Source organism: Streptomyces sp. NPDC021562 (assembly GCF_040640875.1).
Taxonomy (GTDB): Bacteria; Actinomycetota; Actinomycetes; order Streptomycetales; family Streptomycetaceae; genus Streptomyces.
In genome coordinates this window covers 181,542-196,351 of the sequence record NZ_JBFACN010000017.1, presented here as the reverse complement: position 1 = coordinate 196,351, position 14,810 = coordinate 181,542, and the positions used below count along the sequence as shown (strand labels likewise).

Here is a 14,810-nt window from a genome sequence, read left to right as displayed (position 1 = left end):
AGCGACAGTATCCGAGCAGCTTTCTCAGGTCGCCTGACTTCTCCACCAGCCGGGGCCGCCTGTCACCGGCGCTGGTCCAAGGAGACACGCTCTAGGGCGCGGTGCGGCAGAACTCGGCCGCGGTGACGGTGGCGGGGACGCCGAGTTCGGCCGCGACTGCCGTGATCGCGGCGTCGCCGATGGCGAGGTCGGCCCGGCCGTCGGTGCTGAAGTACGGTGCTATGAAGGTGTCGTAGTGCGCTCGGGCTTCGTCAGCGGTGTGTCCGCCGAGGAAGGTCTGGATGTAGCGCACCGTGGTGTCGGGGTCGTCGTGGATCACCTTCAGGGCGCGCCGGTGCGCTCTCAGGACGGCTTGGACCGCGGGGTCGTCAGGGTCCGTGTAGGTGGTGTCCACCGCCAGGCCCACGGTGGGAATCTGGAAGTGGTCGCCCATCCACGCCAGCACCCGCCAGCCGTACTCGGCGGCCACCGCCTCAGGCGCCATGGTGCTGCCGACCAGCGCGGCGTCGATCTCGCCGTCACGCAGTCGGCGCAGGTCCATGCCGTAGTCGCCGGGCGGCCGGACGACAGTCTGGATGTCACGGTCCGGGTCGAGGCCGGCCTTGCGCAGCACGATGCGGGTGAAGCACCCAGGAGCGGTGTGCGGGGCGTGCACCGCCAGCCGTCGGCCGGCGAGGTCGGCCAGCGAGCTCAGGCCGGGGCGGGCGAGGAACCAGAACAGCGGGCGGTGGGTGTTGACGTTGAGTCCGACCCAGGGAGTGCCGTCGGTGAGGCGGGACAGCAGGGCCCGGCCCAGCCCGATGGTGGCGCAGCGGCGCAGCCGCTCGTCGTCCCAGGTGCAGCCGTCGCGCAGCGCGACGTGGACGCCCTCGTCGGCGTAATAGTCCTCCTGGTCGGCGATGTAGGCGGCCAGTTCCTCGTGCAGGCCCCGCCCGACGTAGGCAAGATCGATGGTATGCATGGATGCGATCCCTTGATCGTTTCATCATCATGCGTCCGTGACGGTCACGGGCGCTGCGGACGGGGTGTGGGGGCCGTCGAGGCGGTCAGTACATGGCCATGCCGCCGTTGACCGCGGCGGTGGTGCCGGTCATGAAGGCGTTGTCCTCGCCGGCGTAGAAGGCGACCGCCTGGGCGACGTCGGCCGGGTGCGCCAGGCGGCCCAGCGGGGTGGCGGCCAGCTGCCGCTTCCTTGTCGCGTCGTCCAGCACGTCCTTGGCGATACGGGACTCCACCGGTCCGGGCGCGACGACGTTGACCGTGATGCCCTGCGGACCCAGTTCCTGGGCGAGGTACCGGGCGAACTGCTCCAGTGCGGCCTTGGACGTGCCCAGTGCGATCATGCCCTCACGGGGCAGGCGGCTGAGGCCGGTACCGAGATAGATGATGCGTCCCCACCCCTGTTCGGTCATCGTGGGCAGGACGGCTTTGGTGACCGCGAACGCCGCGTGCATCTCGGCGTCGAGTTTGCCGCCCAGCTCTTCCCACGTCATGTCCTGAAACGACTTGACCGCATAGGGGATCAGGGCGTTGTGCACGAGCACGTCGACGCCGCCCCACACCGCTCGGACCTGTTCGACCATGCTCTCGACGGCCTCTGCCTCGCGTACGTCGGCCTGCACGGCCATGGCCTGGCCGCCGGCGGCCTCGATGTCCGCCACCACCTGCCCGGCCGCCTCGCTGCTGCTGAGGTAGTTGACCACCACGCGCATCCCTCGCTCGGCCAGAACGCGTGCGGTGGCCGCACCGATCCCGCTGCTGGCGCCGGTCACCAGGGCCACCCTGCCGGTTCTCCCGGTCATGGGCTCACCTCCTCCTCGTCGTCGCGGGCCGCCGAAGTGGCGGTCGCGAGCCGTTCGCCGTCACTGCGTGCGCGTGTGGGGCGGATCGCTCCGTAGAGCACGGTGTCGACGGTCGCCCGCAGCAGGTCCGCCGCGGTCCACTCCAGTTCGTGCGGCAACCGGGACAGGAACAGCCGCTCCAACGCGCCGCGGGTGATCTCCCCGAGCAGCTCGGGCGGCGCCAGGAGCAGTCCCCGCCGGTGCCCGTCCCGGAACAACTCGTCGATGCGCTGATAGATCACCGCGTCCACACGTTGTTCCACGTACTGGCGGAGCATCGCATCGCCGCCGCGCCCCGTGGCGAGCTGGGCCGCGCCGATCCGTCCGAGCTCGGTGCCCGCCGCGATCAGGAACCGCTGGACCCGCACATCGAACGGCTCTCCTTCCGCGTCCTCGGCCGCCGCGGCCAGCGTCCGTTCCACCGCGGTGAACTGGCGGTCCAGTACCGCGGTCAGCAGGCCGCGCCTGTCCGGGAAGTGACGGTAGATCGACTTCTTGCTCATCCCGAGCTCACGAGCGAGATCGTCCATGCTCACCCGCGCGAAGCCCGGCGCGAAGAACAACCGGCCGGCTGCCTCCACGATCGCCTCGGCGCGCTGTCCGCCCTCCTCGGAAACTGTTGAAACTGATTTAGTTTCCATGGTTTCCATCGTTGCCTTCCGTCCCTGAGCTGTCAAGACAAGCCGCACCACCCGCGGCGGTGCCGAGCCCGATGAGCAGCAGGGCGATGTCGTCCGTCCTGGGCGCGGTCCGACGCGCATGGTCGATGAGGGCCGCGGCGAGCCGGTCCAGGGGCTGGGCCGAGGCTCGGGCGAGCTGGACGGCGAGCCCGGACATGGCGTCGTCCATGTCGACCCCGGGAGTCTCGACGAGACCGTCGGTGTACAGGGCCAGGACCGTGCCGGGGGCCAGCGGGATCTCGGTGGAGGGGTAGTCCGCGTCGGGGTCGATGCCGAGCAGCACGCCGGGGCGGAGCGGAAGGACCTCGGCGTGGCCGTCCGGGTGACGCAGAACGGGCGGGGGATGGCCGGCGGTGGCGAGGACGGCTCGTCGGCGGGCGAGGTCGAGATGGGCGTACAGGCAGCTGACGAAACGGCCAGGATCCATGGCGGCCAGCTGGCGGTTGGCCTGCGCGAGGGCCTGCGACGGCGTGGCCCCCGAGGCGGCGCGCGAGCGGATGGCGGGGCGCACCCGGCCCATGAGCGCGGCGGCCTTGACGTTGTGGCCCTGGACGTCTCCGATGACCGCGGCGGCGGTGGTGTCGTCGATCCGGACCAGGTCGTAGAAGTCGCCGCCGACGTCCATGCCGCGGACGCTGGGCAGATAGCGGGCCGCCACCTCCAGTCCGGGAAGGTCGGGCAGCGAGTCGGGGAGCAGGGCCGCCTGCAACGTCTTCGCGAGGTCGTTGCTGGTGTCGTACAGACGGGCTCGTTCCAGCGCCTGCGCGATCAGTCCCGCCAGCGCGATGAAGACGACCCGCTGCTGGTCGGGAAAGGGGTGGGGCCGGTCGAAGGCGAACACGCACGAGCCCACCGGGCGCCCGGAGGCGATCAGCGGCAGAAACGCCCAGGCGTGCAGACCCTTCTGGTGCGGGGCGGGCGGGTAGGCCCGGGCCAGCTCGTCGAAGGAGGCGAAGAAGTTGGGCACGCCCGTGGCGAGGACCCGGACCGCGGGTGCCGGATGGGTCAGCGGCACGCCGTCGAAGTGTTCGAGCAGCGAGGGGTTGTAGCCGCTGCGGCCGATGACCCGCATTCTGCCGTCCTCGGCCGCGAGCAGGGCGACGGTCCGGGCTCCGAACGCCGGCAGCATCTCCTCGGTGACCAGATCGACCACGTCTCCGACGCCCACGGTCTCGGAGAGGGCGGCGGCCAGGTGCAGTACCTGGTAGACCTCGCCCAGGCGGATCGGCTCGCCCTGGAACGTCTCCGTCCTCGTGGGCGCCGTCTGCCCGTCCCCGCCCGGACCGGCGGGCGCCATGCGGACGCTCACCCCCGAGTCGTCGGGGTAGAGCTCGAACGCGAGCCATTGGTCCGGCGGGTGTATGGCGGTGTAGTGGCCGGACTTCCGGCTGACCACGGTGGCGCGGAAGTAGTCCTCGAAGGCCGGGTCGGCGCACCACGGCAAGGACTCCCAGGGACGCGTGCCGATCAGCTCGTCGGGGCTGTCGGCGCCCAGCAGGACGGCGGCGGTGGCGCTGACGTAGGTGAACCTGCCCTCGAGGTCGAGGGAGCAGCTGCCCCAGGGCAGCCGTTCGACGAGGTCGGCCGCGGCGAGTGCCTCGGCCGGCCCCCGCTCGCGTGCGGGCGGCTGCACCAGGGTGCGGGGTGCGGGCCCCGGACCGAGGGCGTGCCCGGAACCGGCGGCGTCACGCAGGAACCGTCCCAGGCGCCGGCCGGCGGCACGGACCCGTTCGGGGCTCGGGCCGTCGGCACGGGTGGAGCCGGCGCCGGGCCAGAACAGCAGCAGCGCGCCCCAGACCGTGGTGCCGGTGAGGAGCGGTGTCGCGGCCACCGCGTGGTGGTACGGCAGGGCGATCGCCGTGCGGGGGTAGCGGCGGGCGAGATCCTCGGGGTCGCCGAGCCAGACAAGTCGCCGCTCGCGCACCGCATCGGTCGCGGGAAAGCGGCTCGACAGCGCCACCCCGAACCAGGGCGCGAGGTACTCCGCCGGCATGCCTGCGGTCACCTCCAGCCGCAGGGTCTGCCCGTCGGCCGCCAGCAGGAAGACCGCGCCCGCGTGCACGCCCGTGTCACGCACTCCGAACTCCAGCAGCCGGTCCAGCCCGGCCCGGCCCAGCGACCCGGCGCTGGGCGAAGGGGGGCGGGACCCGTAGGGCTGCGCCGCGCCGCCTTCCCGCATGGCGCACATACCAGTACCGTACGTCCGCACCTGCCGCTCCCGCTCGGAAGCCGCTGCCGCTCCCGGTCACGGACGCCGCCCACACGATCCACCCCCTGGACACCCGCCGCATCGCGCAGACGAGTGATGTCCGTCGAGAGCCGGAGGCCCAGGGCGCGGAGCCTGTCGCACGAACGAGGTATTTCGACGCCGGCGCCCGTTATCCCCCGCGGATTACGTTGACCCCCGCCATTCGGGCATCGAAGGTCTTGGTTCCAAGCAGACGGCGGATCCGGGGAATTCTCATGAAGACATTCGTGCACCAGGCACAGACCACCAGGGTGGTCTTCGGCAGCGGCTCGCGCAGCCGAATCCCCGAAGAGGCTGAGGGCCTCGGATGTCGTCGGGTGCTCGTCCTGTGCACACCTGGCCAGGCGGACCAGGCAGTGGAGATGCACGACGTCCTGGGCGCGGCGGCGGTGGGAACCTTCACGGAAGCGGCTCCGCACACCCCCGTCGAGGTCACGGAGAAGGCGGTCGCGTATGCGAGAACCGTGGGAGCGGACTCGGTGCTCGCCATCGGAGGTGGCTCGACGATCGGTCTCGGCAAGGCGATCGCCCTGCGGACCGGGCTGCCCCAGCTGGCGTTGCCGACCACCTACGCCGGCTCGGAGATGACGCCGATCCTCGGTGAGACCGAAGGGCGCCGGAAGACGACCCGCCGGCTGCCGGAAGTGCTGCCGAAGACCGTGGTGTACGACGTCGACCTGACGTTGACGTTTCCCGCGGCGGCATCGGTGGTCAGCGGCATCAACGCGATGGCGCACGCGGTGGAGGCCCTCTACGCACAGGACCGGGACCCGCTCGCCTTCCTGATGGCCGGTGAGGCACTCGAATCCCTCGTCCGCTCCCTCCCGGTCGTCGCGCAACGCCCGGACGACGGCGATGCGCGGGCCGACGCCCTGTACGGGGCGTGGCTGGCGGGCACGTGCCTCGGCACGGTCGGCATGGCCCTGCACCACAAGGTGTGCCACGTCCTGGGCGGCATGTTCGGGCTTCCACACGCCGAGACCCACACGGTCGTCCTGCCGCACGTCGTCGCGTACAACGCCCCGGCGGCGCCCGAGGCCATGGCACGCATCGCGAGGGCGCTGTCGGCGGCCGACGCCGCAAGGGGGCTCTTCGAGTTCGCGGGGAGGCTCGGGGCCCCCAGGGCACTTCGGGACCTCGGCATGCCTGAACCGGGCATCGAGCAGGCGGCCGAACTCATCGTGCGGGACGGCCACTGGAACCCGCGGCCAGTCGAACGGACGGCGGTACGCGCCCTCTTGGCCCGCGCCTGGGCCGGACAGCCGCCGTGCACGTCATCCGGCGACGGACATCCCCGGACCGAGTCCGCGGTCCACCACTCCACCACCACGGGAGCGCGTCATGCGTGATCTGACCAGCGACACCATCACCGAGGCCGTGATCTCGACCATGCGGGACACCAAGGACTCCCGCGTCGCCGAAATCCTGGAATCACTGGTGCGGCACCTGCACGCCTTCGTCCGCGACGTCGAACTGACGGAGCAGGAATGGGCCCGGGGAGTGGACTTCCTGACCCGCACCGGGCAGATGTGCACTCCGACGCGTCAGGAGTTCATCCTGCTGTCCGACGTACTCGGCGTCACCATGCTGGTCGACGCCCTGACCAATCGACGCCCCGGCCAGGCCACGCAGAACAGCGTGCTGGGCCCGTACTTCAGGGACGACCGGCCGCGGCAGGCCGACGCCGCCGACATCTCCGGAGGTCTGCCCGGTACCCCGCTGTTCTTCGAGGGACGGGTCGTGGACCATGAGGGAGCGCCGGTGGCCGGTGCGGCGGTGGACGTCTGGCACAGCGACTCGGACGGCCACTACGACATGGAGGTCCCCGGCCTGGACGAGCCGGCCATGCGCGCTCTGTTCCGCACCGACGCGACGGGGCACTTCGCTTTCCGTTCCATTCGCCCGTCCAGTTACCCGATACCCGGTGACGGTCCGGTCGGCGAACTCATGAGCGCGACCAGCAGGTCGCTCATGCGTCCCGCCCATGTGCACCTGCTGATCGAGGCGCCGGGGTTCCAGCGCGTGACCACCATGCTCTTCCCCTCGGACGACCCGCACCTGGACACCGATCCGGTGTTCGGCGTCAAGGAGTCGCTGGTCGACCGCTACGACACCTACCCGGCCGACGCCGGGCCCTGCCGGGGCACGACCGACGTGCCGTACACCCTGCTGCGCCACACCTTCGTCCTCGAACCCTGCGTCACGGACTGATCCTCACGGCGCCACCACGACGGGAGCCGGTCATCGGCAAGGACGGCCGACGTCGAACCCTTCATCACACCGCGGGGTCCAGCCCCGAATGCACGGAGGTCCTCAGATGAGTGAAACCCTTGATGTCGTCTTCGGGTTCCGAGCCACGATGAGCCGGCTCGCCACGGGTGTCAGCGTGATCACCACACGCTCGGGCAGCACGCCCATCGGCATGACGGCGAGCGCCGTCTCCGCGCTGTCGCTGGAGCCGCTCCAAGTGCTCGTGTGCATCGGAAACCAGCTGTACACGCGGACCGCGATCGCGGAGCACGGTCGCTTCGCCGTCAACGTCCTCGGCGAGGACAGTGAGCACCTCGCGCGGAACTTCGCCGTTTCCAAGCCGGACAAGTTCGCGGGTGTGGAGACCTTCGACGACCACGGCGTGCCGGTCCTGAAGGACGCCATCGCGGCTGTCGTCTGCGACGTGGCCACGGCACTGCCCGGCGGCGATCACACCATATTCGTGGGGGACGTCCGCCACTTCGAACACCGGACGGAAGGCCGGCCGCTGCTCCACTTCGGCGGAGACTTCGGCACGCTCAGGCCGCCCTGCTAGCGCCGGTGACAGCGGCCCGGTGAGGGCTGTCGTGTCCCTGCCCGGTCCGCTACGGCCCCCGGCGACCGGCTCCCGCAGGCGAGCCACGGACGCCGGGGGCCGCACCAGTCCCGACGACTCCACCGAAGGTGCCATGACCAGTTCCGTGCCGACCTTCAAACTGCGTCCCGCGGACCAGCCCCCGCACCTGCTGACCCGCCCCCGGCTGCTGCGCCGGCTGGACGCGGCGACCGAGCCCGTGGTGGTGGTCTCCGCGCCCGCCGGTGCCGGAAAGACGGTGCTCCTGACCGAGTGGTCGCGAAGCCTCACTGCTCGTGGCGCGTGTGCCTGGCTCAGCCTGGACGCGTACGACAACGCCCCGGGCCGGCTCTGGGCCGGCATCCTGCGGGCGTTGCGGCACGTACGGCCGGACCTGCCCGTCCGCCCCCACAGCGGCGAGTGGACACGCGACGCGTGGCTCGAGGAGATCCTGCCGAGCCTCGTCACCGGACTGGACGGACAGGGACCGCTCGCGCTGATCCTCGACGGGTTGGAATCGATCACCGACGTCGACGCGGTCCGCAGCCTTTCGGATCTCCTGACAAGACTTCCGCAGGGATTTCGCGTCGTTCTGTCGACCCGTCATGTTCCGGGTGGACCCGTACCGGCCCTGCGCGCCCGCGGCGCCGTCGCCGAACTCGACCGGCACGACCTTGCCTTCACCCCCGAGGAGGCACGAGCCGTGCTCACCGATCTGCTCGGGTCCGCTCCGGCCCCGGACACGTTGAGCGCGGTGTACGAAGCCACCGAGGGGTGGGCGGCGGCGACGTGCATCATGGGCCGTAGCCTCGCTCGCTCGTCGGACGCCGCCGAAACGGCGGCTGACCTGACCCGCGGCAGGCGAGCGGTCACCGAGTACCTGGCCACCGAGGTGATTCACCGGCTCACCACCGAGCAGCGCGAGTTCCTGCTCCGTACCAGTGTGCTCGACGAGTTGAGCGCCGGGCCGTGCCGGGCCCTCGCCGGTGACCGGGCGGGCGTACTGCTGCGCGAGCTCGCACGGACCGTCCAACTGCTCGTGCCCGCAGCCGCCGATCCCTCGGCGTACCGGCGGCACCGCGCCCTGTCCGCGCTGCTCCGCGAGCTCCTCGGATCGGAAGGACGGGAGAGCGCCGTGTCGTTGCACCGGACGGCGGCTCGGTGGTACGCACGGCAGGCCGAGACGACCGCGGCCGTACGACACTGGGTGCGCGGCGGAGACGAGGCCGCCGCGGTCGCACGGATACTCCAGGACTGGGAACAGGCGATCTCGGCAGGCCGTGGTCCGGAGGTCGGGCAATGGCTGGAGCTCTTGCCGCACCGTACGGTCGCCGCCGATGCACGACTGTGCGTGGTGGCGGCGATGGCGGCCCTGTCGGGGGGTGCCCCGGAAACGGCCCGGCGCTGGCTGGACGTGGTCCGGCTCAGGGGGCCGGGAGCGGAGACGGTCGGCGAAGGCGTCACGGTGTCGGACGCGGCGGCCGTCGCCCAGGCCGTGGCCTGCTGGCTGCAGGGGGAGGTCCTGACCGGCGACCGTCTCGCCGAAACCGTCTTCGCCGGCACTCTCCCGTTGACTTCCTGGCGTGCCCTGGCCTGTACGGCCCGCGGTACTGCTCTGCTGTGGACCTCCCGGTACAAGGAGGCCGAGGCGCTGCTCGGCGAGGCGACCCGTGACGCGCATGCCGCCGGGCACGCCCTGACGCTCGTCCGGGCGCTGGGGCTGCGGGCGCTGTGCGCCCTGCTCGCCGGACGCCATGAGCCGGCACGCACGCTGAGCGACGAAGCCCTGGACGCGGCTGGGACGGCCGGGCTGGAGCGGCACTTCGTCGCGGCGCCCGCCTACCTCGGCAGGGCCGGCCTGCTCCTCGACGAGGGAAGGGCCGACGAGGCCGAACGGACCCTGGCCGACGCGGAAGCGGCGCTGGCGGACTCGTCCAGGACAGGCGGCGAACCCCAGATGCACGCCCTGTATCACGGCACACGGGCACGACTTGCCGGTGCGCGACGCAACGCCGACGCCGCGAGGGAGGCCCGTGAGGCGGCCGAGCGGGCTGCGGCCCGGTGCGAGTCACCAGGAGTGCTCACGGATCTGCTCGGGCGAGTGCCCGAGGACGCCGTCGTGCCGCCACTCGTGTCCGGCCCCGAGGAGCTGTCGCTCGGGGAGCGCCGGGTGCTCCGCGCCCTGTGCGGTCCGCTGACACTGCGTGAGATCGCCGCCGAGTTCTATGTGTCCCACAACACCGTCAAGACACAGGTACGGGCCGTCTTCCGCAAACTCGGTGCGCATGACCGGAGCGCAGCGGTCGCCAGGGCCCGGGAGTGCGGCATGCTCTGACCCGGGCCCCTGCACCCGCTACGAGGCGTTCCGGCGAGTGCCGTCCTGGCGTCGGGCGTAGTCCGCCTGGGCCAGGTACGCGGTCTCGTGCTCCCCGTCGTCGCCCACGCTGTCGATGCCGCAGACCTTGCGCGCGAGGTCCGCCATGCTGCCGGTGGGGGACATCTCGGCACGTTTCATCGTGAGGCTTCGGATGGCCAGCAGGGGCGTGCCGTTGAAGTTCTCGAAGGTGCTGATGCGGTCGCCCCAGTCGGACAGGAACATGTCGCGGATCACCCGGCTGATCTTCAGCCGGTCGTGCGGCCTGCCGACCGGTCCGGTCTGCAGCGCCGACAGCCACGGCCGCAGTTCGGGCCGTTCCCACTGCCCCTCGGTGGGATAGATGAGCGCGGCACGACCGGACAGGTCGATGAGCTCGTGGGTCAGGTCGGTGATGTGCTCGATGTAGTACGCCCGCCCGAAGTCGAACATCAGGACGTTCGGCTTGTAGATGCCGCCGGGAGTGAAGAACCCCTCGTCCTCCGAGGCGATCACATGCGCCTTGAGCGTCTGGAGGAAGCCGGCGAACCGGGCGATCCGCGCCTGGACGGGCGGTAGTTGATAGGTGCCGATGTGCTCCGTGATCAGCAGGGCCAGACCGAGCATCAGCTCGGCCTTGACCATGGCACGCACCAGCGAGTGGTAGTGCAGCCAGTCGAAAACGCGCTGCGGGTACAGCGAGGCGTGCTGGGGGTTGCCGATGTGGAAGACCCGGTTCCAGGGGATGAGCACGTCCTCGAACACGATGATGCTGTCCAGCTCGTCACCCTGCGAGGCGAGCGGGTGCTCCACCTCCTCGCCGTCGCGGACGTTGCTCTCGCGGCAGATGATGGTGACCCCGGGGGCGTTGGGCTTCACCGCCCCGTAGATGATCTGCTCCGACACGATGCCGGGGCGGTAGAAGACGCCGATGTGGATCCAGTCCCCGAAGGCCGCGCCCGTGCTGATCGACTTCACGCCTCGCACGGTGATGCCCTCGTCCGAGGTCGCGACCACCCGCAGTGCGGGGGAGACGGCCTGGGCGGAATCGCGCGAGCGGTCGGTCTGCGGGTCGACGAAGGCCGGCGTCGCGTTGAGGTCGCCGTCCCGCATCACGTTCCAGAAGTCGAGGATCCCTCCGGTGAGGTCCCGACCGTCGGTTCCGACGGACTGGCTGCTCCAGGGCTCGGGGTCGTCGACGTAGGTCAGCAGGACGTAGTTGTTGACGTCCGGCGTCCGCGGGATCGCGCCGCCGCCCAGTTCCCGCTGCACCGTCTCCAGGTAGAGCCGCTTGCGCAGCAGGTCCTCCTTGGAGCGGTGCTGGAACCATGTCATGGACCGCCGGACACCGTCCTCGTCCAGGAACGTCATGACGTCCTGGAGGTCGCGCCGGTGGTGCAGGTCGTAGAAGTCCGCGATGCTCCGGGCGTACGCCCTGGTCTTGGGATGCGTGGACACGTCGTCGACGAGTTCGTCACCCACCCACACCGTGCGGCCGTCGTTCAGCGCCGCGAGGTATTCCTTGCCTGTACGCACGTCGTGCTCCTCTCGGGGACAAGAGATCTGGACGCCCCGAAGGATGTGCCGTGGGGGGGTGAGCGGGCGGCGCGGAACCGGCAATCACCCGGGTGAAAGCGCCGGGCACCCACGAACCGACGTTGAGGGCGGTGTGGCCGTGCGGCATGCTGGCCCCATGCGCAGCACAGACCCCGGGGGCGACCGGCCCGGTGGGCGTGGGCACCGGACCGTGAACGGCCTGCGCCTCAGGGGAAGGGGCCGCGAGATGGCGGCTGTCCGTGAGGCCCTGGACGCGGTGCGCACCGGGCGCGGTGCCTGCGTCGTCGTGGAAGGCGCACCCGGCGTCGGCAAAAGCCGGCTGCTGGCGGAGCTCGACGACATGGCACGGCGATCCGGATTCGACGTGGTGTCCGTACGCGCCGACGAGCTCGACCAGTACGCCGCCGGGGCCGCCCTGCAGTCCGCCCTGCACTCCTCCGACGGTTCCGAACGAGCGGCCAGGGCCACCGACGACCAGCGGCTGTGGCTGCTGGACAGCATCACGGACGCCCTGGAGGACCGTGCCCAGCGCGCCCCGGTGGCCGTGCTGGTGGACGATGCGCAGTGGGCGGATCCAGCCACGCTCCTGGTCCTGCGCACCCTGCCCCGGCGACTGGCGGCTTCGAGGATCCTGTGGGTCCTGGCGGTACGGTCGGAGACCGAGCGGCCGACCGTCGCCAGGGTGCGGGAGGACCTCGAACACCTCGGAGCCCGGTGGCTGACCCTCGGCCCCCTGCCGCAGCAGGAGCTGGAGCACATCGCTGCCGACGTCCTCGGGGCGAAACCGTCACCCGGGCTGGCCAGGCTCCTGCGGGGCGTCTCGGGCAGTCCGTTCCTGGCGATCGAACTGGTGCGCGCCTTCGCCGACACGGACGCCGTCAAAGTGGAGGCGGGCGTGGCGAGTCTGCTGCACGACGGCATTCCCGTCGGTTTCCGGCGGAGCGTCGCCGCCCGTCTGGACCGGCTCCCGGAGGACGGCCTGCGCCTGCTCCAGATCGGGTCCGTCCTCGGCCGGGAGTTCGACCTCGGCACGGCGGCCCGCATGCTCGGCAGGCAGGCCGGCAGCCTGCTGTCCGGCGTCGAGGCCGCCCTGAACGCCGGTCTGCTCGCGGGCGACGGCCCGCGACTCGCGTTCCGCCACGACCTCATCCGGCAGGCGGTCCACGAGAATCTGGCGCCGGCCGTACGGACCGCTCTGCACCGGGAGGCCGCCGACATTCTGCGGGGCATCGGGGCACGGTCGGCCGAGGTGGCCTGGCACGTCGTCCTGTCGGGCGGTCCGGTCGACGACGACGCCGTGACCACCTTGACCACCACCGTACGGGAACTGTCCTCGTCGGCCCCCGACGCGGCCGCGGACCTGGCTCAGCAGATCGCCGTACCGCTGCCCCAGCACGACCGGCGGCGCATCGCCCTGCTGACCGACGCCGCGGAGTACCTCGGCCGGACCCGCCGCGTGCACCAGGCGCTCGACCTGGTCGACGCGACCCTGTCGGACCGGCTGGAGCCGGTGCAGGAGGCGCGTCTGCGTCTGGTGGCTGCCGAGATCCACCAGGCCGCGGGCGACGACGCCGCAGCGATGACACACCTCCAGCAGGCTCTGGTCCTTCCCGGGCTGCCGACCGACCTGCGGAACCGGCTGCTGAAGACCAAGGCGACAGGGCACGTGTACCTCGGGGACATCACCGCTGCCGAGCAGACCGACATCGGACTGGTCGAGGCCTCGTACCGCAGTGAGGACCCGGCCGTCGTCGTCAGCGCCATGGTGTTCCAGTCGCAGACGTTCTTCTACCGCGGGCGCCTGGCCCGCGCCCTCGAGCTCGCCGAGGAGGCCACGGCACGCGCCGCCGGCACGGAGTCCGGCGTACTCCACCTGCGGCCCCCGCGGATTCCCGCGCTGTGGCTGGCCACGGTGCTCACCGCCACCGACCGGCTCGCGGACACCGAGCGGGTGCTGCGGGAGGGACAGCGCGAAGCGGAGGCGCTGGGCCTGGGCTGGTCACTTCCCCACTGGCACGCGAGCCGTGCCTGCGCGCTGTACGAACACGGCGCGCTGGACGACGCGGCCGTGGAGGCCGAGTCCAGTGTGATGGTGGCCGACGAACTCGAGATCACCCAGCCGAATCCGCAGGCCCGCTCCGTCCTGGCATTGGTGGAGACCAGACGTGGTGACCTCGCCAAAGCCAGGGACCATCTCCGTGCCGCCGAAGCCGGTGCCGGCACGCAGCGGTACGGCCCGTGGGTGTCGCTCGCGCGCGCCTGCCTGGCCGACGCGGAGGGCCGGGACGCCGCAGCGGCAGCGGCGCTGGGCGGCAGCTTCAGGGACGCCGAGCCGGCACGCCTGCTTGCGGTGCCGCCGTCCCACTGGCCCGGGATCGTGCGCATGGCGCTCCGCGGTGAGGACCACTCGCTCGCGCAGGCGGTGTCCGGCGCATTGCGCACCCTGGCCGCGGAGGACGGCGGGCAGCAGATCGTCGGGGCGGTCCGTGCCCATGTGGACGGTTTGCTCCACCACGACCGGGGCGCGCTGGCGTCCGCCGGCACCGGTTACCGGAGCACCGGCAGGCGGCTGGCTCTGGCCGCGGTCTGCGAGGACCTCGGGGACCTCGTGGCCGCGTCGGGCGACAGCACGTCGGCGATCGCGTATTTCGAAGAGGCGGGTGAGCTGGCGTCGGCATCCGGAGCCCTGCGCGATCACGAACGGATCATGCGGCGCCTCAGAGCGTTCGGCGTTCGTGCAGCTGCCCCACGGCACCACACGACCGGCGCAGCGGGATGGGAGAGCCTGACCGAATCCGAGCGGAAGCTGATCCCGCTCGTCGTGGAGGGCCTCACCAACCGGGCCATCGCCGACCGGCTCTACGTGTCCGTGCACACCGTCAACACGCATATGAAGCACATCTTCAGCAAGCTCGGCATCAACACACGAGTCGACCTGACCCGGCTGGCGATCGAACGGGGCGGCATCACCGACCTGGTGCTCTGACCGCTCTGACCGCTGGAGGCGCGGTGGCCGACCGCGTACCGGTGATGGCGCGGCATCGCCTTCCGGCGCACCAAGTCCTGGAAGGAATCCCCGGATCCCGATCTCACCGGGCGAGTGCCACGCTGCCACAGCAGGCGCCGGTACTTGTCGCGGAGCACTGGCGACGCCTGCGGCGGCGAGGATCCCGAGAATGGGGGATGCAGGCGGCTGACGTGAGGATGATCCGGTTCGCGACACCGCCACCGGCACGGTGCCGGGGCGCCGCAGAGACGGCCGAAGTGCTGGCACTCGGGGCTCGTCGGGACGACCACGACGGCTGTC

10 protein-coding genes are annotated in these 14,810 nt (G+C 71.3%); 5 read left to right on the top strand and 5 right to left on the bottom strand.

The window, feature by feature from the left end; translation table 11 throughout:
• Positions 1-91: 91 nt before the first annotated feature.
• From AB0G52_RS26480 to AB0G52_RS26465, 4 genes are all read right to left on the bottom strand, one after another.
• Positions 92-961, bottom strand: coding sequence for an ABC transporter substrate-binding protein (locus AB0G52_RS26480; RefSeq protein WP_361339237.1), 870 nt, complete (start codon positions 959-961; stop codon positions 92-94).
• An 85-nt stretch (positions 962-1,046) separates the two neighbouring features.
• Entirely contained in the window at positions 1,047-1,802 is a 756-nt protein-coding gene (locus tag AB0G52_RS26475; RefSeq protein ID WP_132888108.1) for an SDR family oxidoreductase, read from the bottom strand.
• Positions 1,799-2,491 (bottom strand): TetR/AcrR family transcriptional regulator, encoded by a 693-nt coding sequence (locus AB0G52_RS26470; RefSeq protein ID WP_361339235.1) that lies wholly within the window; start codon positions 2,489-2,491, stop codon positions 1,799-1,801. The genes AB0G52_RS26475 and AB0G52_RS26470 overlap by 4 nt, the downstream gene beginning before the upstream one ends.
• Positions 2,472-4,709 carry a SpoIIE family protein phosphatase gene (locus AB0G52_RS26465; protein ID WP_361339232.1) on the bottom strand — a complete coding sequence of 746 codons (2,238 nt, stop codon included), beginning with the start codon at positions 4,707-4,709 and terminating at the stop codon, positions 2,472-2,474. Before AB0G52_RS26465 ends, AB0G52_RS26470 begins: the two co-directional genes overlap by 20 nt.
• A 275-nt stretch (positions 4,710-4,984) precedes the next feature.
• Here AB0G52_RS26465 and AB0G52_RS26460 point away from each other — a divergent pair, with 275 nt between their 5' ends.
• From AB0G52_RS26460 to AB0G52_RS26445, 4 genes are all read left to right on the top strand, one after another.
• Positions 4,985-6,118 carry a maleylacetate reductase gene (locus AB0G52_RS26460; protein WP_361339229.1) on the top strand — a complete coding sequence of 378 codons (1,134 nt, stop codon included), beginning with the start codon at positions 4,985-4,987 and terminating at the stop codon, positions 6,116-6,118.
• On the top strand, positions 6,111-6,980 hold the full coding sequence (locus tag AB0G52_RS26455; protein WP_132888111.1) for a dioxygenase: 870 nt from the start codon (positions 6,111-6,113) through the stop codon (positions 6,978-6,980). Before AB0G52_RS26460 ends, AB0G52_RS26455 begins: the two co-directional genes overlap by 8 nt.
• Positions 6,981-7,086: 106 nt before the next feature.
• Positions 7,087-7,575 carry a flavin reductase family protein gene (locus AB0G52_RS26450; protein ID WP_132888112.1) on the top strand — a complete coding sequence of 163 codons (489 nt, stop codon included), beginning with the start codon at positions 7,087-7,089 and terminating at the stop codon, positions 7,573-7,575.
• 133 nt (positions 7,576-7,708) lie between these two features.
• Entirely contained in the window at positions 7,709-9,928 is a 2,220-nt protein-coding gene (locus tag AB0G52_RS26445; RefSeq protein ID WP_361339224.1) for a LuxR C-terminal-related transcriptional regulator, read from the top strand.
• Between the two features lie 18 nt (positions 9,929-9,946).
• Here AB0G52_RS26445 and AB0G52_RS26440 read toward each other — a convergent pair whose 3' ends face one another.
• On the bottom strand, positions 9,947-11,482 hold the full coding sequence (locus AB0G52_RS26440; RefSeq protein WP_132888114.1) for a 4-hydroxyphenylacetate 3-hydroxylase N-terminal domain-containing protein: 1,536 nt from the start codon (positions 11,480-11,482) through the stop codon (positions 9,947-9,949).
• Here AB0G52_RS26440 and AB0G52_RS26435 point away from each other — a divergent pair.
• Positions 11,364-14,489, top strand: a complete 3,126-nt coding sequence (locus tag AB0G52_RS26435) for a LuxR family transcriptional regulator (protein ID WP_132888115.1) — start codon at positions 11,364-11,366, stop codon at positions 14,487-14,489. The genes AB0G52_RS26440 and AB0G52_RS26435 overlap by 119 nt on opposite strands.
• Positions 14,490-14,810 lie beyond the last annotated feature (321 nt).